Consider the following 19,650-nt stretch of genomic DNA (forward strand, 5'->3'; position numbering starts at 1 on the left):
GAGGGATTAATATGATTAATTTAAGAGAATTAAAAAAATATGCAAATCCATTTTTTTTAACAATAAGAAAGGATAAAATTTTAGTCAATAACAAAAGAATGGCTAGATTATCAAGAACTAAAATGAACAAAATTGAAGAAGATTTTGGAATTCCAGTAATTTATTCAAAAACTTATGAATATGTTTCTACAAAGGTTGGGAGATTTATCAATAGGCATAAGATTATAGCCCCAAGAGATGTGATTATTGTTGGGCTTAGCGGAGGCAAAGATAGTTTATTATTGTTACATCTTTTGGAGGTTTATAGAAGGAAGTATGGAATAAAGTTAATAGCGGTTACTGTTGATGTTAATATAGGTGGAGTGAGACCTTGGAAAGAAGATAGTGAGGGAGTTAAATTAATAAAACACCACTGTGAAATGCTAAATGTTCCTCATCTATTGTTAAAAAGTGATTTAGATGTAGTTGAACTCTCAGAAATTTTAACAAAAACTTCTAAAGGAATGGAATTTTCTCCTTGCTTTTCTTGCTCTGTAATTAAAAGGCATTTATTAGGAAAATTAGCAAAAGAAATATCTGAAAAAGAAAATATTCCTTACGAGAAAGTTAAAATAGCTTATGGACATAATTTAGATGATAATTCAGATACAATTTTAGCAAATATCTTTAAAGGAGAGAGATTAAAGTTTATGAGACCTTTAACAAAATTTAAGAGTAATGTAGTTAATTATAAAGATTTAAAGATTCAGTTAGAGGAATGTATAATAATTAGACCCATGCTTCCAGTACTGGAGGAGGATATAATAAAGGCTCTTGAGGAGTGTAATATAGAGTATTACAAAGATAAAGATATTTGCCCATATAGTAGAGATAGAGGAGATAGCATTAGGAGAAGATGTCACGAGATTTTAGAAAAATTGGAAGAAGAGATTCCAAATATTAGAGAGATGGTTGTAAGTTCTGCTATAAAAACAGTTGAATTTTATAGTAAAAATCCTTATAACATTGAGGAATAAACTTAATTATTTTTTATTTTTTATTATTTCAATCTCGAAATAACAGGCATCATAACCCTGAGCCATACACTTTATTTCATTAACCACAACAGTTTTTTTTAATATGCATTCCATAGCCCCAGCAAGTAGTCCAGCATCAAAGTGACACATTGGCTCAGTATCTTCCAAACCTCCACACATTGCACATTCTTTAACTTTAATAATTAATGGTTTTCTACTTTCAATTTCTAATATTCCTAAATTATTTTTTCTGAAAAATTTTTTTAACTCTCTAAAATTCTTTGGCTCTAAGAATTTACCAAATTCATATCCCATTTCATATAAAGTTATCTCTGAACCCCTCTCCTTAATCTTTTTCATTAATATATAAATCATAATTCTAAAAATCTCCAATGGAATGTATCCTTTAATCTTTCTATCTGTATATTTTTCCTCATCAAATGTCATTTTTTCTCTATTGAATCCTTTTTTTAAATGTTCAACAACCTCACAAACTAATTCATCGTCATTTGGAAATTTGTTGTCAATATTATCCTCTTTACATAAAATATCTTCAAAAAATTCTCCCAACTCTTTATTAAATTTTAGATGAATCTGCATAAATATCACCTCATAAACTATAAAAATTAAAGTAAATTATATTTTTATTTTAAAGATAATAATCTTTGTCATCCTATTTTCGTATAAAATAGTCAAAAAATTTACGAATTTTGAAAAAATTTAGAAAAATTTTAAAAGAGATAATCTATTTTTTAATTAGTTTATCTTTATATTTAAATAAATCAAAAATACTTAAAGTTCCTACGAGTTCCTCTTTATCATTAATAACAGGATAAGCAATTATTTCATTATTAACCATTTCATCTATCAATTCATTAGTTAATTCATCATTTTCATTTAAAATTTTTATTTCATCAATTAATAACATCAAATCTTCAATTTTTGAATGCTTACATCCTGCAAGTAGATCTAAAGCAGTAATCCATCCAACTAATTTACCATCTTCTACAACTGGTGCATAATATTTTCCTTCTTTATATAATAATTGAACAACCTCTCCACCAATATCATTTGGAGAAACAACTATTGGATTTTTGTTCATAACATCTTTAATTTTCATATTTTCAACCTCCATATAATAAACAATAATTCTAATTACAAATAACAAAATATAAATATTATATAAAGAATAAAATATAATTACAAATATATTGTGGTGAATTAAAATGGTCTTAAAAACTAATGAAATATTTGATAATAACTTTATAAATGAAATAATAAATACAGGTAAAGACATTTTAGATGAAAATCATGTTGCTTCTTTTAAAGCATGCTATCAATGTGGAACTTGTACTGGTAGTTGTCCTAGTGGTAGAATAACAGCATTTAGAACAAGAAAATTAATAAGATATGCTCAATGTGGTATGAGAAAATTTGCTGTGGAAAGTGAAGATTTATGGATGTGCACTACATGTTATGAATGCTACGAAAGATGTCCAAGAGAAGTAAAAATAACTGATATTATTAAAATCATTAGAAATATTGCTGCAAGAGAAGGCAGAATGGCTGAACCTCATAAAAAAACTGCTCTATATGTATTTAAAACTGGGCATGCAGTTCCAATAAATGATAAAATAAAAGAAGCAAGAAAATCTATTGGTTTACCTGAAATTCCTCCAACAACACATAAATATCCAGAAGTATTAGAGATTATAAGAGGTATTATGATTGATTTAAAATTTTGTGATATGGTAGGTATCTGCACAGAGACTATGGAATTAAAACCAATACAATGGAAAGATATGTCAGAATAAATATAATAGGTGACGTATTATGGAATTTGTTTTTTTCTTAGGATGTATTGCTCCTAATAGATACCCAGGAATTGAAAAAGCAACATACATTGCATTAGAAAAATTGGGAATAAAATTACATCCCTTTGAAAAAGCATCCTGTTGTCCTGCTCCAGGGGTATTTGGTTCTTTCGATTTAAAGACATGGCTTACACTTGCCGCGAGAAACTTGTGCGTTGCCGAAGAAATGGGATTAGATATATTAACAATATGTAATGGGTGCTATGGTTCTTTATTTGAAGCAAATCATATTCTTAAAGATAATGAAAAAGCTCGAAAGTTTGTTAATGAAATTTTATCAAAATATGGATTAGAATATAAAGGGACCGTTAAAGTTAGACATTTACCTGAAGTATTATATTTTGATTTAGGAGTAGATGCAATAAGAGAAAAGGTAAAAAAACCTTTAAATATAAATGTTGCAGTTCATTATGGTTGTCATTACTTAAAACCAACTGATATAAAAAAGTTAGAAAGCTCTGAAAGGCCTAAATCTTTTGATGAACTTGTTGAAGCACTCGGAGCTAAATCAATAAATTATAAAGATAAAAATATGTGTTGTGGAGCAGGAGGAGGTGTTAGAGCAAGAAATCTTGATGTTGCTTTAAAAATGACTGAAATGAAATTAAAAAATATAAAAGAAGCAGGTGCAGATTGTATTACTGATGTTTGTCCATTCTGTCACTTGCAGTTTGATAGAGGACAAGTAGAAATAAAAGAAAAGTTTGGTAAAGAATACAATATTCCAGTAATACACTATTCTCAACTATTAGGATTATCTATGGGTATGTCACCAAAAGATGTTGCTTTGGATTTACATTTTGTCTCAACTGACAAACTCATCGAAAAGCTTAAATAGATGTAAGAATATAAAATTATATGTATAAAAGTTAAAAATAACTGATTTTTTGGGTGTTATTATGAAAAATGAAGTTTTCTATGGGGAGGGTATGAAAATAGTCAAAGAAAAATATCCTGATTTGTATGAGGTAATAGTTAAATTAAACGATGTAGCATACACTGGAAAAGTTTTAGATTACAAAACTCAGAAGTTAATCGCTATAGCAATTGTTGCTGCAAAATGTGATAAAATTGCCACAAAAAAACAGATGATAAGTGGAATTAAAGAGTTAGGAATTACAAAAGAAGAAATTATAGATGCTTTAAAAGTTGTATTATTAACAAGTGGTATGCCAGCATTTACAAAGGCTATGAGAATTTTAAATGAAATTGAAAAAGAATTATAAAATATTTAATAATGTGGGGGAGGGGACATTATGAACTATTTTTGCAGAATAAATAGGATAAAAGAGGGTAACGATTTTGAAAAAAAGCACACTCCTTTTATTGAATGTCCAGACATTGTTAAAAGTGAAGAGTATTTTGAAGTTAAAATTTCTCCTGGAATTCCTCATCCTATGGAAGATAGTCATTTTATTCAATGGATTGAGTTATATATGGGTGATATTTATTTAGCAAGGGTGGATTTTACACAATTTATGAAGCCTGAGGTAAAGTTAATGGTAAAATCTCCTTTAAAAAGACATGAAAAATTTACCTTAAAGGCTTTGATGAGATGTAACTTACATGGAGTGTGGGAATATATAAAAGAGATTAAATTAGAATAATTTCTTTAATTTTTTAACGAATTTAGTCAGGTTAAGTATATGTATCAAAATTATAATAAAATTATAATAGCATAATATCAATCGACAATAAAAAGGTTAAAAAGGTGAAAAAATGGCAAAATATCAATGTATGTGCGGTTGGATTTATGATGAAGATGTGGGGGAACCTTCTCAAAATATACCTCCTGGAACAAAATTTGAAGATTTACCTGATACATTTAGATGTCCACAATGTGGATTAGGAAAAAACGCTTTTAGAAAGATAGAAGAATAGGTGATAAACTATGATAACAACAAATCATCCACTATATGAGGCTTTGAAAGATATTCAAGACTTTAAATTAAGATTAATAGAATACTTCAAAGATAAAGATGTTTTTCCTATAAAAAGTAAAGTAGAATTAGCTGAAGTATTACCTTGTGGTTTATCATTGCCTTGCGGAACTATTGAGGCAGGAGAGTTGGTTAAATTATTAACAGACAACGACTTTCCAATAAAAGATGCAGAAGATTTAGCAATGAAATTAGCAAATAAATGTCTAATTGAAAAGAAAGAATAAGTTGGTGAATATAGGATGATTAAAGAAAATATCTTAAATGCCTTAAATAAACAAATAAATAAAGAATTTTACTCAGCATATCTCTATTTATCCATGTCAGCCTATGCGGAATCTCTTGGTTTAAAAGGATTCGCCCAGTGGTTTAAAGTTCAAAGTCAGGAAGAATTAGACCATGCAATGAAGATATATAGTTATGTTATAGAAAGGGGTGGGAGAGTAAAATTATATGCCATAGAAAAACCAAAAAATGATTGGTCAATTATTGAAGTGTTCGAAGATGGATACAAACATGAACAACTCATGACCGAATCAATAAACAATTTAATGGATTTGGCAGTTTCTGAAAAGGACTACGCAACAGTAAATTTCCTACAATGGTTTGTAAATGAACAAGTTGAAGAAGAGGCATCTTTTTCAGAAATTTTAGATAAATTAAAATTAATTGGTGATGATAAAAGAGGATTATTTATGCTCGATAAAGATCTTGGACAGAGAGTATATACTTCTCCAATAACAGAGAAAATTTAATTCTTTAGGTGAAAATATGACTTGGTGGAAGTGTTCAAATTGTGGTTATGTTTTTGAAGCAGACAAACCCCCAGAAAAATGTCCAAATTGTGGAGCTAAATGTACATTTTATGATGTAACCTGCTACACTCCTGAGTGTGGATTTAAAGGTTACGATCCTAAATTAGTTGCAAGAAATCCAAATGAAGAAAGTAAATTATAAATATTAAAATATTTAGAGGTGAGAAAATATGTGTGAAGGAAAAATGCCAGTTATTGGAGAGAAATTTCCAGAAGTAGAAGTTAAAACTACTCATGGAACTATTAAATTACCAGATTATTATGTAGAAAAAGGTAAATGGTTTGTATTATTTAGCCATCCCGCTGACTTTACCCCAGTTTGTACAACTGAATTCGTTGGGTTCCAAAAGAGATATGATGAATTTAGAAAATTAAATACTGAATTAATTGGTTTAAGTATCGATCAAGTATTTAGCCACTTAAAATGGATTGAGTGGATCAAAGAAAAATTAAATGTAGAAATAGAATTCCCAATTATTGCAGATGACAGAGGAAAATTAGCAGAAAAATTAGGAATGATAAGCCCATACAAAGGAGATAACACAGTTAGAGCAGTTTTTGTCGTAGATAACAAAGGAATTATTAGAGCTATAATTTACTATCCACAAGAAGTTGGTAGAAACTTAGATGAAATCGTAAGGTTAGTCAAAGCATTACAAGTTTCTGACGAAAAAGGAGTAGCAATGCCTGCAAACTGGCCAGAAAATGACATAATTGGAGATAAAGTAATAATTCCACCGGCATCATCATTAGAAGAAATTAAGAAAAGAAAAGAGGCCTGTGAAAAAGGAGAAATTGAATGCTTAGATTGGTGGTTCTGCTATAAAAAGTTAGATTAATCCAAATTTTTTATTTTTAAATTTTATTGAGGCTGATAACCATGGTAGAACTTAAAATTGCCTGTAAATTAGATGGTACTTGTGAAAAACCAAAATATAGAAAATATAAATGTAGAGTTTGTGGTTGGGTATATGATCCATTAAAAGGAGATCCTTCTCAAAACATACCACCAAAGACCCCATTCGAAGAACTTCCAGACGATTGGGTTTGTCCAGTTTGTAGAGGAAAAGTAGGTAAAGAATACTTCGAACCATTAGATGAATGGGTAGAATTCGATTAAAATATTTATTATTTTTGGTGAATTCTTATGAAACAAACTTTAATAAATTTAATAAAGGCATATATTGGAGAGAGTTTAGCAAGGAATAGATATACCTGCTATGCAAAAATTGCAAAAAATGAAGGTTATGAAATTATATCCGATATATTTTTATTAACTGCTGAAAATTTAAAGGCTTCAATTGAAGGAGAACACTATGAATATACAGAAATGTATCCAAAGTTTGCAGAAATCGCAGAAAAAGAGGGATTAAAAGATATTGCTGAAAGATTGAGAGCAATTGCAATAGCAGAAAAGCATCACGAAGAGAGATTTAAAAAATTGTTAAAAGAACTTGAAAACGGAACATTATATAAGAAAAATGAAAATATAGAATGGGTTTGTAAAAAATGCGGCTATGTTCATGTAGGAAATGAACCACCAGAAGAATGTCCTTCATGTTCTCATCCAAGAAAATACTTTATGGTTAAATGCGAAAAATATTAAAGTGGGGGATGAAGATGAAAGTAGCTTTCTTAATTTTCTCATATTTACATAAAAACAGTCCAAACATTCCAGTAATGTTTCATACATTGTTATTTGCAAATGAGTTAAAAGAAAAAGGAGATGTAGTGAAGATTATATTAGAAGGAGAAGGGGTCTTATGGGCAAAGGATTTGTTAAGTGAGAACCATCCATTGAAAAATCACTTTGAAAAATTAAAAGATGACTTTGTAGTTTGTGAAGCATGTGCAAGTATGTTTAACATTAAAAATGAAATTGAAGGAAAATTAAAGTTAGAAAATGATCTATTTGGACATATAAGTTTAAAGAAATATTTAGATGAAGGTTATCAAATCATTGAACTTTAAAAAGTGATTATTATGGTATTAGAAATTAAAAAAGATATATTTTGGGTTGGAGTAATTGATTGGGAAGTTAGAGATTTTCATGGATATATAACGCAGGATGGTTCTACATATAATTCATATCTAATAAAAGATAATAAAAATGTTTTAATAGATACTGCAAAAAGTTATATGTTTGATGAACTAATTGAAGGAATTAACAAAGTCATTAATCCTAAGGAAATTGACTATGTCGTTGTAAATCATGTGGAACCTGACCATAGCGGTTGTGTAGATAAGATTGTTAAACTCAGTGGAGCAACAGTAATTACGAATGAGAAAGGAAAGGAGCATTTATCTTTATATTATGATACAGAAGGATGGGACTTTATTATTGTAGATACCGGAGATGAAATAAATATTGGAAACAGAACCTTAAAGTTTATAAAAACTCCAATGCTCCACTGGCCAGACAATATGCTAACATACTGTGTAGAAGATAAAATTTTATTCTCTAATGATGCATTTGGGCAACATATTGCAACATCTGAAAGATTTGATTATGAAGTTGGAGACATAATTTTTGAATATGCAAAAGAGTACTTTGCAAATATATTAATGCCTTATAAAATGTTAATTCCTAATGCAATAAACTCCTTAAAAGATTTGGATATAGAACTTATCTGTCCTTCTCATGGAGTTATATGGAAAGAGATGAAAGATAAGATTATAAAAAAATATATTGATTGGGCAAGTGATAAAGTAGAAAATAAGGCTGTTATTGTTTATGACACAATGTATAATTCCACAAAGATGATGGCACATGCAATAGCCAACGGTTTGATGGAAAGGGGTGTAATTGTAAAAGTATATAGAATCTCAGAAACTCCTATGAATACAATTATCAGAGAGATGGTTGACGCTAAATATATACTCATTGGCTCTCCAACTCTAAATCAAAATATCCTGCCAAACATTGCTAAATTTTTAGCATATATGGAGGGATTAAGAATCACAAATAAAATAGGAGTTGCATTTGGTTCTTATGGATGGATGGAGATGGCTACTGAAAAAATAAAAGATGTTTTCAAAAAATTAAATTACAAGATAGTTGAGGATGATTGTTTAAAAGTAAGATTTGCTCCAAAAAAAGAAGATTTAAAGAAATGCTATGAATTTGGTAAAAAATTGGCAGAAGAAGATTTATAATATTTAAAATTAATCTTTTTTTATTTTTTTTATTAAATTGTGGTGAGAGTATGAAGGTTTTTGGAATCAGTGGAAGTCCAAGATTACAAGGAACTCATTTTGCAGTAAATTATGCCCTACAATATTTAAAAGATAAGGGGATAGATGTTAGATACTTCTCTGTTCATAAAAAGAAAATAAATTTTTGCATTCATTGTGACTATTGTATAAAAAAGAAAGAGGGATGTATTCATAAGGATGATATGGAAGAGGTTTATAAAAATCTTATCTGGGCTGATGGAGTTATAATAGGAACTCCTGTTTATCAAGGAAATGTCACTGGACAGTTAAAGACACTAATGGATAGATGTAGAGCAATTTTAGCTAAAAACCCTAAGATACTGAGAGGGAAAATTGGAATGGGAATTGCTATTGGTGGAGATAGAAACGGAGGGCAAGAGATTGCTTTAAGAACAATACACGACTTTTTTATAATAAATGAGATGATTCCAGTTGGGGGAGGCTCTTTTGGTGCAAACTTAGGAGCTACATTTTGGTCTAAGGACAAAGGAAAAAAAGGAATTGAAGAAGATGAGGAAGGATTGAGAGTTTTAAGAAAAACACTTAATAGGTTTTATGATGTTTTAAAGGAAAAAGTAGAAGGATAAAAGGGGGTAATAATGTTAAGAATTGCTTGGGGAATTACTGGATGTGGAGATAAACTTCCAGAAGTTGTTGAAATAATGAGAAAATTAAAAAATAAATATAATTTGGATATAGATGTTTATTTATCAAAAAATGCAAAAATTGTTGTAAAATGGTATAAACTTTGGCAAGTTTTAGAGGATGAATTCTATGATTTAAGAGTTGAAGTCAATGCTAATGCTCCATTTTTAGTTGGAAAATTACAAACTGGAAAATACGATTTATTTTTAGTAGCTCCTGCAACAGCAAACACAACTGCAAAAATTGCCTATGGAATTGCAGACACTTTAATAACTAACTCAGTGGCACAAGCAATGAAGGCAAGAGTTCCTGTCTATATATATCCACCAGACAATAAAAAAGGGGAAATAGAGACAATACTCCCGGGAAATAAAAAATTAACATTATACATAAGAGATGTAGATGTTGAAAATGTTGAAAGAATTAAAAGAATGGAAGGAATTGAAGTTCTATATAAGCCAGAGGATATAGAGAAGGTTATTTTAAAGCACATAGAAATGAAAAAACAGAACAAAAAAGAAGGATAAATTTTAATATTTTTATTAATCTAAATTTACTGCTTTAATGTGAATATCGTTTTTATCAAAAATTTTAATGACTATTTTCGAACCGTTAACGATATTTATTCGTTATTATATTACAGGTTATCGTAAATTTAGTTAAAAATATCGTTGGTGATATTTATGAAAAATTGCATTACTGCTATACCAGAAATTAAGAAGATGGTTGAAAAGGCAAAGCTAAAAGGTATAGAAACTCCACACACAAGGTTCCCAAATCAATTCCCAAAATGTCCTTATGGATTAAAGGGAGTTTACTGTATATTATGTGCTAATGGTCCTTGTAGAATAACTGAAAAAACTCCTTATGGGGTTTGTGGAGCAACAGCAGATGTCATTGTAGCAAGAAACCTATGTAGAGCAGTCGCCGCTGGAACTTCTTGTTATGTCCACTGTGCTGAAAATGCCGCAAGAGCATTATTATCTGCTGGAAAAGGAGAAGGTTCTTATGAAATAAGAAATGAGAAAAAATTAAGATTTTTAGCAAAAAAACTTGGCTTTGATGCAAATAAAGATGCTAAGATGTTGGCAGTTGAAATTGCAGAGTTCATATTAGAGGATATGTATAAACCAAGATGGGAAAAGAGTGAATTAGTCCCTAAATTATGTCCAGAAAAGAGATTAGAAGTATTTAAAAAGTTAGATATCCTTCCAGGAGGAGCAAAAGGAGAGATTGTTGATGCATTAACAAAGACTTCAACAAACTTAAACAGCAATCCAATGGATTTATTGGTTCATTGCCTTAGATTAGGATTGCACGCAGGATTTACAGGGCTTTTAATGACATGTTGGTTAAATGACATATTATTTGAATCTCCAAAAATCACAGTTGTAGAAAATGGTTTCAGTTCAGTCAAACCAAACAATGTAAATATTATGATAACAGGGCATCAGCATGCATTAATTCAGCCATTATGTGAGGCGGCAATGGATGAGGAATTAATAAAAATGGCAAAAGAAGCTGGAGCTGATAGTATAAAAATTATTGGGGCAACATGTAACGGGCAAGATATGGAGACAAGAATAGCCCATTTACCAGAGAGTTTTGTTGGTTATATAGCAAATAACTTCACAACTGAGCCATTGGTTGCTACTGGATTAATTGATGCTGTTGTTTCAGAATTCAACTGTACATTCCACGGCTTAAAGTTTGTTGCTGAAAAAACCAAAACAAAATTAATCTGTATTGATGATATGGCATACATTGAAGGAGCTGAATACATCCCATGGGAGCCAGAAAATGCCTATGAAAAGGCAAAAGAAATCATTAAAAAGGCAATTGAAGCATTTAAAGAAAGAAAGAATATACAGAAGGATTACTACGATGAAAAAGTTAAATCAGTCGTTGGTGTTGGAGAAGAATCATTAATTGAATTTTTAGGAGGTAGTGTAAAGCCATTAATTGACTTAATTGCTAATGGAAAGATTAAAGGAGTTGTTGGAGTTGTTGGATGCTCTAACATAGCAAGTGGAGGACATGACAATATAATTGTAACATTAACAAAAGAACTCATCAAGAGAGATATCTTAGTCTTAGCAGGTGGTTGTGTAAATAGCCCATTGAAACACGCTGGCTTATTTGACCCAAAAAGTGCTGAATTGGCAGGAGAAAGTTTAAAAGAAGTTTGTAAATCATTAGGAATTCCTCCTGTCTTAAACTTTGGAGCATGTTTGAGTATTGCAAGAATTGAGCAAGTTGCTGTTGCAATTGCCGAAGAGTTAGGAGTTGATATTCCAGATTTACCAGTTGCTGCATCAGCACCTCAGTGGTTAGAAGAACAGGCATTAGCAGATGCAACCTATGCAGTTGATATGGGCTTTACTGTCCATGTTTCACCAGTTCCATTCGTAACTGGTAGTGAACTGGTAACAAAAGTATTAACCAGCGATGTTGAGAGCTTAACAGGTGGAAGATTAATTCCAGAGCCAAACCCATACAAAGCCGCTGAGATATTAGAAAGTGTGATTATGGAGAAAAGGAAAAAACTCGGAATTTAATCTTTAATATTTTCTTTCTATTTAATAAATCTATGGGTGGAATTATGAAAATAAGGGGATTTGAAACTTCAATGATGGGAAGAGATATAGATTTTATTGTCCCAAGTATGACAAGGTTATGTTATTTAAATGAAATATCTCATGCCTTGGCAGGAGTTACTGCTGTTGAGAAGGCATATAATATAACTGTTCCTAATGAAGGTTTATATTTGAGAGAAATAGCAAGATTGGGAGAAATTATTGAAGTTGATGCTATAAAATTGAGAGAATTTACAAATACTAAGGAATTGGAAGATATTGGAAATGAAATAAAGTCAATCTTAGGAAAAAAAGGTAAATATTTGACAGTTGGAGGAGTTTTACAAAACATAAGTGATAAAAGAAAAGAAAAATTGTTAAATTTGGTAAATAAAGGTTTAAATTTAGTAAATAAGGAATTTATAAATTTAGTAGAAGAAAGAAAGAAAAAAATCTCTCTCCCAGATGTTGAATTAATATATGCCTATAACTTTGACATAAATAAGGTAGAAACTAATGGATATCCAAAAACAGCCTTCTATGATGGTAAAGTTGTTTATAGTGGAGCATTATCAAGAATGTATAACAAAGGATTAATAAAATCAAAAAATCTTTGGGATGTTCTCTCTGCAAGAGTTATTGAAATAGAACACTCTTTAATGGAAATTAAAAACCTATTAAACAAATTAAAATTAACTTATCCATATATGGAGCCGATTATAAAGGATGGTAAGGCTGTTGGAGAGGCAGTTATAGAAGGAGGAGAGGGAATTGTTTATCATAGAGTTGAGTTAATTGGTAGGGAAATTTTAGATTACACAATATTAACGAGTGAGAATTTCAACAAAGCTGTATTAGACAGTGTAGATAACGATGAAGGTAAAAGGATAATCCAACTCTGTGAAAGATGCTATTACTTATAAAATTTATTTAAGGTGATTTTATGGTAGGTTGTGGGTATTGTGGAAAAATTATCAAAAGTATTGAAAAAAAATATTATAATAAATTAAAAGAAAAAAAGATTGCATTAGTTGGAGGGGCTGTTAATTTAGATGATGAGGAAGAGGTTAAAAAAATAAAAGAAATTAGAAAAAATTCGGATATATTAATAGTTGTTGGAAGTTGTGCTGTAAGTGGTGGCTTCCAAAGAATGCTAATTGGCTTAGAAAATGGATTTCCTCAGAGATTTGTAAGAATTGGGGATGTTGTTAAAGTAGATTACGCAATAATAGGATGTCCTCCAGATGAAGAAGAGGTTGAAAAGGTAGTTAAAGCAGTTTTAAACAAAGATAAAGAAATTGTTGATTCATATTTAATACTAAAACCTTATGAAATAATTGCTGGAAGGCCAATTATTGACGCATATATGAAAGTTAATGAGGTTTTACTAACCTCAAATAAAGAACTATGTTTAGGATGTGACGATGCTCCAATAAATTACGAATTCTGCACTGGCTGTGGAACATGCGTTGCTAAATGTCCTGCAAACGCTTTAACAATTGATGAAAAACCAAAAGTCAATATAAGTAAGTGCATTAAGTGTGGAACTTGTTTCTTCAACTGTATAAGAGTAAAAGAGGCTCTACCGAGCGAAGCGAGGTAGTGCATTATTCCAATAGGGCAAAGCCCCATGGGTGTTAGAATTTGCTTCTTCAACTGTATAAGAGTAAGAGGTGAGGTATAATGAAATATCTCTCAGCAAAATCAAAGCTAAATATTGATGCCCAAGATGGTGGATTTACTACAACATTTTTATGTTATTGCTTAGAAAGTGAAATATTAGATGCAGTTGTAGTAGTTAAAGATAAAAATTGGAAGCCCTTCCCTTATATAGCAACAAATACAGTTGAATTGTTAAAATCTCCAAAGAGTAAATACTCTATCTCACCAAACAACAAATTGTTAGAATATGCTACTGAAAATTATGATAAAGTAGGTTTAGTAGGATTACCTTGTCATATATTGGGAGGCTTGCAGTATAGCTTAGAATTAAAAGTAGGATTATTCTGCACTAAAAACTTTTCCTATGATGTGTTAAAAAATATTATAAAAGAAAAATTTAATATTAGTATAGATGAAGTCATTAAAATGAACATATCAAAAGGTAAGTTTATCATTGAAACTTTAAAAAGGAATAATTTAATATATTCAGAAAAAGTTATTTATGAGATTCCTATAAAAGAGATTGAAAAATTATGTAACTTAGGTTGTAGATTATGTACAGATTTTTCAGCAAAATATGCTGATGTATCTGTTGGAAGTGTAGGAAGTAAAGAGGGATGGAACACTGTAATTATAAGAAACAAAAAAGTTGAAAATATAATATATGAAATGATTGAGAGAGACTTAATTGAAGTTAATGAAACAGTTGATATAAATATGGTTAAAAAATTAGAAAACATCAAAATGAAAAATGAAGAGTTAAATAAATGCTCAGCATACTTTGCTGTATGCCCATCTTTCTTTTAAATAATTTTTATTTTGGATATATTTAATTATATGAATATACAATTATAGTATAAATTTTATAAAAACAGTAATTAATATAATTAATCTTAAAAAAATTAAGATTCGTGAAACAATGGCTAATGTTGAAAGAATTAGTATCTCATTTCCAAAGTATCTTTTAAAAGAGATTGACAAGATTGTTAAAGATAAGGGATATTCAAGTAGAAGTGAATTAATAAGAGACTCTATAAGAAAGTATATTTTAGAAAATGACTTAGATAAAGATGGGCAAATCAGTGGAATTATTATAGTTGTATATACTCCAACAAAAAAGTCAATGGAAAAAATGAGTAAGTTATATTTTGAATATAATGAAATAGTTAAAACAATAAATCAATCATATATAACAACATCCTGTGGAAAAAATATGAAAGTAGAAATTTTTGTTGTTGAAGGAAATGCAGAAAAAATTTATGAATTTTATGATCAAATATCAAAGATTGACAAAAAAATTTACGATAAAATTGTAATATTTTAGATTTATTTTTATTACTTTATGCGATTCTATTTTAAATTTCTTCATAATAATTATGCTAAAAATTATGTTAAGTTAAATACTAGTTATGTCTCTTATAAAATTTAAAATTATCAAAAATCTTTTTATATAAATTAAATTAAAATATAATCAGACGTGAAAATAAATAAAAAAGAAATGGTGAAATTTATGGAATTTACTCCAAGACCTACAAAGATGTTCTGTTTCCAATGCCAAGAGGCTGCAAGAAATGAGGGATGTACAGTTGTGGGAGTTTGTGGAAAGAAAGATAATGTAGCAAACCTTCAAGATTTGTTAATTTATACTATAAAAGGTTTATGCTATGTATGTAACAAATCTAACTACTTAGATGATGAAGTTATGGAATATATTCCAAAAGCGTTATTTGTAACAATAACAAATGTCAATTTTGACGATAGGGATGTTATTGATTATATAAAGAAAGGAGTAGAGTTGAGAGAAAAAATCATTGAAAAATCTAATTTAAATAAAGAAGAACTTCCTCACTGTGCTACTTGGACATATAATGATGATAATGACATAATAAAATTATCAAATACAAAGGAAGTTAGTGTTTTAGCAGAAGATAATGAGGATATAAGGTCTTTAAAAGAACTCATAACCTATGGAATTAAAGGAATTGGGGCTTATTTAAGCCATGCAATGCATCTCGGTTATAACAATGAAGAAATCCACAAATTTATAATTAAAGCATTGGCTAAACTCATTGAATGCAATGATGTAGATGAACTCTTCAATTTAGCAATGGAAACTGGAAAGTATGCAGTAGATACATTGGCATTATTAGATAAGGCACATACTGAAACCTATGGACATCCAGAAATAACAGAGGTTAATTTAGGAGTTAGAGACAGACCAGGAATATTAATTAGTGGGCATGATTTAAAAGATTTAGAGCAGTTATTAGAGCAAACTAAAAATACAGGGGTAGATGTCTATACACACTGTGAGATGTTACCAGCTCATTACTATCCATTCTTTAAGAAATACGACCACTTCGTTGGAAACTATGGAGGTTCATGGCCACACCAAACAGAAGAATTTGAGAAATTTAACGGCCCAATAGTCATGACAACAAACTGTTTAGTTCCTCCAAAAGATTCCTACAAAGACAGAGTTTATGTAACTAATGAAGTTGGCTATCCAGGATTGAAGAAAATCCCAATAAAAGAAGATGGCACTAAAGATTTCTCAGAAGTTATTGAACATGCTAAGAAATGTAAGCCACCAACACCACTCGAAAATGGTAAGATAGTTGGAGGATTTGCACACAATCAAGTGTTGGCATTGGCAGATAAAATAGTTGAGGCAGTTAAAAGCGGAAAGATTAGAAAGTTTGTTGTAATGGCTGGATGTGATGGAAGGCATAAAACAAGAGAATATTATACAGAATTTGCTAAGAAATTACCAAAAGATACAGTAATATTAACATGTGGATGTGCAAAATATAGATTTATTAAGTTAGACTTAGGAGACATTGATGGAATTCCAAGAGTATTAGATGCTGGGCAATGTAATGATAGTTACTCATTAGCAGTAATTGCTCTTAAATTAAAAGAAGTCCTTGGATTAAATGACATAAATGAACTCCCAATAGCCTATAATATCTCATGGTATGAGCAAAAGGCCGTTGCAGTATTATTGGCATTACTATACTTAGGAGTTAAAAATATTGTTTTAGGGCCTACATTACCTGCCTTTTTATCACCAAATGTAGCGAAAGTATTAGTTGAGAAGTTTGGAATTTCAACAATCTCAACTGTTGACGAAGATATTAAGAGATTAGTTGGATAAATTTTTAACATTTTTAAAATTTTGAGGAGGTATATTATGATAGAAAAGGTTTATGAATTTAAAAAGGATGCTACAACAAAGGTTGTTGAAAAAATTGTCAATGCCGAGCATGTTCAAATCAATCACATAGTTCTACCAAAAGGAGATCAAATGCCCAAACATTACTCAAACTCATACGTGCATTTAATAATTATTAAAGGAGAAATGACCTTAACCTTAGAGGACCAAGAACCGCACAACTATAAAGAAGGAACTATTGTTTATATCCCATACAATGTAAAGATGCTCATTCAAAATTTAAACTCTGATATATTAGAGTTCTTTGTTATAAAAGCACCACACCCAAAGAAATTAAATGCCCCAGAGGAACCTATAAAGTGTGAATAATTTTTCTCTCTCTTTTAAATAATTATTATTTCTATAAAAGGTGGGAATGTGGAATTAAAAGAATTAATGGAGAAAATAATTTCAAATAAAATAAAACTCTTCTTAATGTGTAAATTTAAATCAATAGAATAATATAAGAATGAATTATATGAAAATATTGCAGTTAGCCAAATGAAAGATGTTGAGACACTTTATGAAAAATACCTTATGTATATTGGAGAAAAACCAAATATAAAAGTTGAACTAAATAAAAATATTGATATAAAAGAGATTTTAAAAGAAATCATTGATTTGGAGAAAAAACTTATAAATGAATGTGGAATGACCTTTGGAATTAGACAGACTACAATACACTGCCTTACAAAGGATGAAAGATTTTATTTTTATTTAATTAAATAGGGTGAAATTATGATGATTGATGCTCACACCCATTTAGATGTTAGGAGTTTTGAGGATTTGGAGAAAATGGCATTATGTGGAATTGAAACAATTATAACCTGTGCCCATGACCCATACAAAATGAGATCTCCTGATGTCTATTTAGACCACTGGGATAGATTAATTAATTTAGAGGTAAAAAGAGGAAAAATGGCTGGTGTTAATGTTAAAGTAGCAGTAGGAGTCCATCCTATGGGTTATCCAAAGAATTGGAATATTTTGATAAAAAAACTTCCTGAATTTTTAGATAATGAAAATGTAGTGGCTATTGGAGAGACAGGTTTGCATTATTTAACAGAGGATGAAAAAAATCTTTTAAGAGAGCAGTTAATTTTAGCAAAAGATTATAAAATGCCTATAATTATTCATACGCCAGAGAAAAATAAGAAAGAGGCATTAATTGAGATTTTAAAGATATTAGATGAAGTTAAAATAAAGGATGATTTGGTTATGATTGATCACATAAACAAAGAGACTGTAGAATTAATAGATAAAGATGTTTTTGTTGGATTAACAGTCCAACCATCAATGAAAATAAGCCATGAAGAAGCGGCTGAGATTATAAAAGAGTATGATAAAAAATTTATTTTAAGCAGTGATTTGGGAAGTTTAAAGTCAGATATATATGCATTACCAAGAACTAAGTTGTATATGAAAAAAATAGGCGTTGATAAAGAAAAAATAATTAATTCAATATTTAAAAATGCAAAGGAATTTTATAGGTTATAATTAAAAACTAATCCTTTTTTATTTGTAGATTGTTTTTTTATAATTACAATTTATTTAGTTTTTAAATGAAGAGACCATTTTATAGGTTGATTATTATGAAAGCCACATTCATATATCACAAAGGTAACGAGAGGATGGAAAAATTCTATAAAAATTTATTAAATGAAGTAGATTTTTGTAGGATTTGTGAAGATTGTTATAATTGTAGAGGAGATTGGAGTTTTAAGAATGATGTAAAAAATGTTGTTGTTGAAAATGTTTATGAGGAGTTTGTTGAAGATCCTTATGAATATCTTCCAGATCTTCCAGAGGGAGATGTCTGCATAGCCCAACTACATGAAGATCTATTGTACGAACTACCTTTATTGTTAAAAGAAAAAAATTACAAAGCCTTAATAGTTCCTTCTGAAACCCCACATGATTTATCTCCTGCACTAAGAAGAGATTTAAAAAGAGTTTGTAACGAGCTTAATATTGAGTTCGAAAACCCGAAACCCTTTTGCTCATTAGAAAAAAAAGAAAAAAATAAGGTTATAAATGAATTCATTGACTATTTTAGGATAGGAAAGCCAGAATTAACTGTTTATATTGAAAATAACATTATTAAAGATGTTAAAGTTAAAATCTCCGCCCCCTGTGGAGAAACATACTACATAGCCAAAAGATTAAAAGGAATTCCTTTAAGCAATTTAAAAGAAGAGATTGCTAACGCTCATCATAACTATCCTTGTTTAGGTAGTATGGAAATAGACAAAGAATTAAATGACACTATTTTACATAAGGCAGGATACATTGCTATTAATAGTGTTGAAAAGGCTATAAGAGAGTTTTTAAGTAAAAATAATAAATAAAATTTTTAAGATATAAATAAGTTTCCTAATGCCAATATAAATAACATTCCCATTAATGCCAAATGAGCAGAATATATTCCAGTATTTTGATATTGAGTTTTTAAGATATTACAAATTGTATTACAAATTGTTAATGGCGTTAATATTTGAAAGGTTATTGCTAAATATCCAACTATATTATTATTTATTACTAATGAGATTGTCAAGATAAGGATAAGAGGTAGTTATAGATGGAGGCGAAAGAATTAAGCCAGGAGATAATGGTAATAAATTTGGAATTATTAGGGAATCTATTATAGAAGGACTTAGTTTTTCGTTTAAGGAGGGAGAAGAAGCTTTCTACA

The 19,650-nt window shown here is 29.6% G+C and carries 28 protein-coding genes and 2 pseudogenes; 26 read left to right on the top strand and 4 right to left on the bottom strand.

Annotated elements, in window-relative coordinates; genetic code table 11:
- The first annotated feature begins 11 nt into the window (after nucleotides 1–11).
- The gene (locus HZY31_RS01515; RefSeq protein WP_297317720.1) at nucleotides 12–1,016 is read left to right on the top strand and encodes a tRNA 2-thiocytidine biosynthesis TtcA family protein; all 1,005 of its coding nucleotides are present in this window, start codon (nucleotides 12–14) and stop codon (nucleotides 1,014–1,016) included.
- A gap of 6 nt (nucleotides 1,017–1,022) precedes the next feature.
- Here HZY31_RS01515 and HZY31_RS01520 read toward each other — a convergent pair whose 3' ends face one another.
- Both HZY31_RS01520 and HZY31_RS01525 read right to left on the bottom strand, forming a co-directional pair.
- On the bottom strand, nucleotides 1,023–1,616 hold the full coding sequence (locus HZY31_RS01520) for a V4R domain-containing protein (protein WP_297317721.1): 594 nt from the start codon (nucleotides 1,614–1,616) through the stop codon (nucleotides 1,023–1,025).
- A gap of 145 nt (nucleotides 1,617–1,761) precedes the next feature.
- Nucleotides 1,762–2,136, bottom strand: a complete 375-nt coding sequence (locus HZY31_RS01525) for a CBS domain-containing protein (protein WP_214400713.1) — start codon at nucleotides 2,134–2,136, stop codon at nucleotides 1,762–1,764.
- Nucleotides 2,137–2,242: 106 nt separating this feature from the next.
- Here HZY31_RS01525 and hdrC point away from each other — a divergent pair, with 106 nt between their 5' ends.
- The 25 genes from hdrC to HZY31_RS01650 all read left to right on the top strand — a co-directional run bounded on the left by hdrC (nucleotide 2,243) and on the right by HZY31_RS01650 (nucleotide 19,306).
- Nucleotides 2,243–2,830 carry a CoB--CoM heterodisulfide reductase subunit C gene (gene hdrC / locus HZY31_RS01530; RefSeq protein WP_214400142.1) on the top strand — a complete coding sequence of 196 codons (588 nt, stop codon included), beginning with the start codon at nucleotides 2,243–2,245 and terminating at the stop codon, nucleotides 2,828–2,830.
- Nucleotides 2,831–2,849: 19 nt separating this feature from the next.
- Nucleotides 2,850–3,728, top strand: coding sequence for a CoB--CoM heterodisulfide reductase subunit B (gene hdrB, locus HZY31_RS01535; protein WP_297317722.1), 879 nt, complete (start codon nucleotides 2,850–2,852; stop codon nucleotides 3,726–3,728).
- 61 nt (nucleotides 3,729–3,789) lie between these two features.
- Nucleotides 3,790–4,116 (top strand): carboxymuconolactone decarboxylase family protein, encoded by a 327-nt coding sequence (locus tag HZY31_RS01540; RefSeq protein ID WP_297317723.1) that lies wholly within the window; start codon nucleotides 3,790–3,792, stop codon nucleotides 4,114–4,116.
- A 30-nt stretch (nucleotides 4,117–4,146) separates the two neighbouring features.
- On the top strand, nucleotides 4,147–4,497 hold the full coding sequence (locus tag HZY31_RS01545) for a desulfoferrodoxin family protein (RefSeq protein ID WP_297317724.1): 351 nt from the start codon (nucleotides 4,147–4,149) through the stop codon (nucleotides 4,495–4,497).
- A gap of 112 nt (nucleotides 4,498–4,609) precedes the next feature.
- A complete protein-coding gene (locus tag HZY31_RS01550) occupies nucleotides 4,610–4,771 on the top strand; it encodes a rubredoxin (RefSeq protein WP_214400146.1) in 162 nt (53 codons plus the stop codon).
- Between the two features lie 10 nt (nucleotides 4,772–4,781).
- Entirely contained in the window at nucleotides 4,782–5,057 is a 276-nt protein-coding gene (locus tag HZY31_RS01555) for an MTH865 family protein (protein WP_297317725.1), read from the top strand.
- A 15-nt stretch (nucleotides 5,058–5,072) separates the two neighbouring features.
- Nucleotides 5,073–5,585: a ferritin gene (locus tag HZY31_RS01560; RefSeq protein ID WP_297317726.1), complete on the top strand. Its 513-nt coding sequence runs from the start codon at nucleotides 5,073–5,075 to the stop codon at nucleotides 5,583–5,585.
- A gap of 16 nt (nucleotides 5,586–5,601) precedes the next feature.
- Nucleotides 5,602–5,787: a rubredoxin-like domain-containing protein gene (locus HZY31_RS01565; protein ID WP_214400149.1), complete on the top strand. Its 186-nt coding sequence runs from the start codon at nucleotides 5,602–5,604 to the stop codon at nucleotides 5,785–5,787.
- A 28-nt stretch (nucleotides 5,788–5,815) separates the two neighbouring features.
- Entirely contained in the window at nucleotides 5,816–6,484 is a 669-nt protein-coding gene (locus HZY31_RS01570; protein ID WP_297317727.1) for a peroxiredoxin, read from the top strand.
- Between the two features lie 41 nt (nucleotides 6,485–6,525).
- Nucleotides 6,526–6,765, top strand: coding sequence for a rubredoxin (locus HZY31_RS01575; RefSeq protein WP_297317728.1), 240 nt, complete (start codon nucleotides 6,526–6,528; stop codon nucleotides 6,763–6,765).
- Nucleotides 6,766–6,792: 27 nt separating this feature from the next.
- Nucleotides 6,793–7,251 carry a rubrerythrin family protein gene (locus HZY31_RS01580; protein WP_297317729.1) on the top strand — a complete coding sequence of 153 codons (459 nt, stop codon included), beginning with the start codon at nucleotides 6,793–6,795 and terminating at the stop codon, nucleotides 7,249–7,251.
- Nucleotides 7,252–7,265: 14 nt separating this feature from the next.
- Nucleotides 7,266–7,616, top strand: a complete 351-nt coding sequence (locus tag HZY31_RS01585) for a DsrE family protein (RefSeq protein WP_214400153.1) — start codon at nucleotides 7,266–7,268, stop codon at nucleotides 7,614–7,616.
- 12 nt (nucleotides 7,617–7,628) lie between these two features.
- Entirely contained in the window at nucleotides 7,629–8,801 is a 1,173-nt protein-coding gene (locus HZY31_RS01590; RefSeq protein ID WP_297317730.1) for an FprA family A-type flavoprotein, read from the top strand.
- A 50-nt stretch (nucleotides 8,802–8,851) separates the two neighbouring features.
- Nucleotides 8,852–9,448 (top strand): flavodoxin family protein, encoded by a 597-nt coding sequence (locus tag HZY31_RS01595; protein ID WP_297317731.1) that lies wholly within the window; start codon nucleotides 8,852–8,854, stop codon nucleotides 9,446–9,448.
- Nucleotides 9,449–9,460: 12 nt separating this feature from the next.
- Complete coding sequence (afpA, locus tag HZY31_RS01600) at nucleotides 9,461–10,033, top strand: archaeoflavoprotein AfpA (protein WP_297317732.1); 573 nt, start codon at nucleotides 9,461–9,463, stop codon at nucleotides 10,031–10,033.
- A gap of 156 nt (nucleotides 10,034–10,189) precedes the next feature.
- Entirely contained in the window at nucleotides 10,190–12,064 is a 1,875-nt protein-coding gene (gene cooS / locus HZY31_RS01605) for an anaerobic carbon-monoxide dehydrogenase catalytic subunit (RefSeq protein ID WP_297317733.1), read from the top strand.
- Nucleotides 12,065–12,108: 44 nt separating this feature from the next.
- Nucleotides 12,109–13,005, top strand: a complete 897-nt coding sequence (locus tag HZY31_RS01610; RefSeq protein ID WP_297317734.1) for a nickel-dependent hydrogenase large subunit — start codon at nucleotides 12,109–12,111, stop codon at nucleotides 13,003–13,005.
- A gap of 20 nt (nucleotides 13,006–13,025) precedes the next feature.
- A complete protein-coding gene (locus tag HZY31_RS01615) occupies nucleotides 13,026–13,685 on the top strand; it encodes an NADH-quinone oxidoreductase subunit B family protein (protein WP_297317735.1) in 660 nt (219 codons plus the stop codon).
- Between the two features lie 80 nt (nucleotides 13,686–13,765).
- The gene (locus HZY31_RS01620) at nucleotides 13,766–14,551 is read left to right on the top strand and encodes a Coenzyme F420 hydrogenase/dehydrogenase, beta subunit C-terminal domain (RefSeq protein ID WP_297317736.1); all 786 of its coding nucleotides are present in this window, start codon (nucleotides 13,766–13,768) and stop codon (nucleotides 14,549–14,551) included.
- Nucleotides 14,552–14,663: 112 nt separating this feature from the next.
- Nucleotides 14,664–15,068: a CopG family ribbon-helix-helix protein gene (locus HZY31_RS01625; protein WP_297317737.1), complete on the top strand. Its 405-nt coding sequence runs from the start codon at nucleotides 14,664–14,666 to the stop codon at nucleotides 15,066–15,068.
- A 186-nt stretch (nucleotides 15,069–15,254) separates the two neighbouring features.
- The gene (gene hcp / locus HZY31_RS01630; RefSeq protein WP_297317738.1) at nucleotides 15,255–16,901 is read left to right on the top strand and encodes a hydroxylamine reductase; all 1,647 of its coding nucleotides are present in this window, start codon (nucleotides 15,255–15,257) and stop codon (nucleotides 16,899–16,901) included.
- A gap of 36 nt (nucleotides 16,902–16,937) precedes the next feature.
- Complete coding sequence (locus tag HZY31_RS01635; RefSeq protein WP_297317739.1) at nucleotides 16,938–17,288, top strand: cupin domain-containing protein; 351 nt, start codon at nucleotides 16,938–16,940, stop codon at nucleotides 17,286–17,288.
- A gap of 171 nt (nucleotides 17,289–17,459) precedes the next feature.
- Nucleotides 17,460–17,687, top strand: a complete 228-nt coding sequence (locus tag HZY31_RS08085) for a hypothetical protein (protein ID WP_366863777.1) — start codon at nucleotides 17,460–17,462, stop codon at nucleotides 17,685–17,687.
- Between the two features lie 12 nt (nucleotides 17,688–17,699).
- Nucleotides 17,700–18,455, top strand: a complete 756-nt coding sequence (locus tag HZY31_RS01645; RefSeq protein WP_297317745.1) for a TatD family hydrolase — start codon at nucleotides 17,700–17,702, stop codon at nucleotides 18,453–18,455.
- Nucleotides 18,456–18,550: 95 nt separating this feature from the next.
- On the top strand, nucleotides 18,551–19,306 hold the full coding sequence (locus tag HZY31_RS01650) for a DUF166 domain-containing protein (protein WP_297317740.1): 756 nt from the start codon (nucleotides 18,551–18,553) through the stop codon (nucleotides 19,304–19,306).
- A gap of 5 nt (nucleotides 19,307–19,311) precedes the next feature.
- On the opposite strand, the pseudogene HZY31_RS01655 reads toward HZY31_RS01650, so the two are convergent.
- Nucleotides 19,312–19,530 (bottom strand): annotated as a pseudogene (locus HZY31_RS01655) (DUF5400 family protein); the annotation flags it as partial.
- Nucleotides 19,509–19,650 (bottom strand): annotated as a pseudogene (locus tag HZY31_RS01660) (IS6 family transposase); the annotation flags it as partial. The pseudogenes HZY31_RS01660 and HZY31_RS01655, both read right to left, overlap by 22 nt.

Source organism: Methanocaldococcus sp. (genome assembly GCF_024490875.1).
Classification (GTDB): domain Archaea; phylum AGJL01; class Methanococci; order Methanococcales; family Methanocaldococcaceae; genus Methanocaldococcus.

Coding starts and splice junctions, on each gene's coding strand:
- HZY31_RS01515 (WP_297317720.1), top strand. CDS start 12: ATGATTAATTTAAGAGAATTAAAAAAATATGCAAATCCATTTTTTTTA.
- HZY31_RS01520 (WP_297317721.1), bottom strand. CDS start 1,616: ATGCAGATTCATCTAAAATTTAATAAAGAGTTGGGAGAATTTTTTGAA.
- HZY31_RS01525 (WP_214400713.1), bottom strand. CDS start 2,136: ATGAAAATTAAAGATGTTATGAACAAAAATCCAATAGTTGTTTCTCCA.
- hdrC (WP_214400142.1), top strand. CDS start 2,243: ATGGTCTTAAAAACTAATGAAATATTTGATAATAACTTTATAAATGAA.
- hdrB (WP_297317722.1), top strand. CDS start 2,850: ATGGAATTTGTTTTTTTCTTAGGATGTATTGCTCCTAATAGATACCCA.
- HZY31_RS01540 (WP_297317723.1), top strand. CDS start 3,790: ATGAAAAATGAAGTTTTCTATGGGGAGGGTATGAAAATAGTCAAAGAA.
- HZY31_RS01545 (WP_297317724.1), top strand. CDS start 4,147: ATGAACTATTTTTGCAGAATAAATAGGATAAAAGAGGGTAACGATTTT.
- HZY31_RS01550 (WP_214400146.1), top strand. CDS start 4,610: ATGGCAAAATATCAATGTATGTGCGGTTGGATTTATGATGAAGATGTG.
- HZY31_RS01555 (WP_297317725.1), top strand. CDS start 4,782: ATGATAACAACAAATCATCCACTATATGAGGCTTTGAAAGATATTCAA.
- HZY31_RS01560 (WP_297317726.1), top strand. CDS start 5,073: ATGATTAAAGAAAATATCTTAAATGCCTTAAATAAACAAATAAATAAA.
- HZY31_RS01565 (WP_214400149.1), top strand. CDS start 5,602: ATGACTTGGTGGAAGTGTTCAAATTGTGGTTATGTTTTTGAAGCAGAC.
- HZY31_RS01570 (WP_297317727.1), top strand. CDS start 5,816: ATGTGTGAAGGAAAAATGCCAGTTATTGGAGAGAAATTTCCAGAAGTA.
- HZY31_RS01575 (WP_297317728.1), top strand. CDS start 6,526: ATGGTAGAACTTAAAATTGCCTGTAAATTAGATGGTACTTGTGAAAAA.
- HZY31_RS01580 (WP_297317729.1), top strand. CDS start 6,793: ATGAAACAAACTTTAATAAATTTAATAAAGGCATATATTGGAGAGAGT.
- HZY31_RS01585 (WP_214400153.1), top strand. CDS start 7,266: ATGAAAGTAGCTTTCTTAATTTTCTCATATTTACATAAAAACAGTCCA.
- HZY31_RS01590 (WP_297317730.1), top strand. CDS start 7,629: ATGGTATTAGAAATTAAAAAAGATATATTTTGGGTTGGAGTAATTGAT.
- HZY31_RS01595 (WP_297317731.1), top strand. CDS start 8,852: ATGAAGGTTTTTGGAATCAGTGGAAGTCCAAGATTACAAGGAACTCAT.
- afpA (WP_297317732.1), top strand. CDS start 9,461: ATGTTAAGAATTGCTTGGGGAATTACTGGATGTGGAGATAAACTTCCA.
- cooS (WP_297317733.1), top strand. CDS start 10,190: ATGAAAAATTGCATTACTGCTATACCAGAAATTAAGAAGATGGTTGAA.
- HZY31_RS01610 (WP_297317734.1), top strand. CDS start 12,109: ATGAAAATAAGGGGATTTGAAACTTCAATGATGGGAAGAGATATAGAT.
- HZY31_RS01615 (WP_297317735.1), top strand. CDS start 13,026: ATGGTAGGTTGTGGGTATTGTGGAAAAATTATCAAAAGTATTGAAAAA.
- HZY31_RS01620 (WP_297317736.1), top strand. CDS start 13,766: ATGAAATATCTCTCAGCAAAATCAAAGCTAAATATTGATGCCCAAGAT.
- HZY31_RS01625 (WP_297317737.1), top strand. CDS start 14,664: ATGGCTAATGTTGAAAGAATTAGTATCTCATTTCCAAAGTATCTTTTA.
- hcp (WP_297317738.1), top strand. CDS start 15,255: ATGGAATTTACTCCAAGACCTACAAAGATGTTCTGTTTCCAATGCCAA.
- HZY31_RS01635 (WP_297317739.1), top strand. CDS start 16,938: ATGATAGAAAAGGTTTATGAATTTAAAAAGGATGCTACAACAAAGGTT.
- HZY31_RS08085 (WP_366863777.1), top strand. CDS start 17,460: ATGAAAGATGTTGAGACACTTTATGAAAAATACCTTATGTATATTGGA.
- HZY31_RS01645 (WP_297317745.1), top strand. CDS start 17,700: ATGATTGATGCTCACACCCATTTAGATGTTAGGAGTTTTGAGGATTTG.
- HZY31_RS01650 (WP_297317740.1), top strand. CDS start 18,551: ATGAAAGCCACATTCATATATCACAAAGGTAACGAGAGGATGGAAAAA.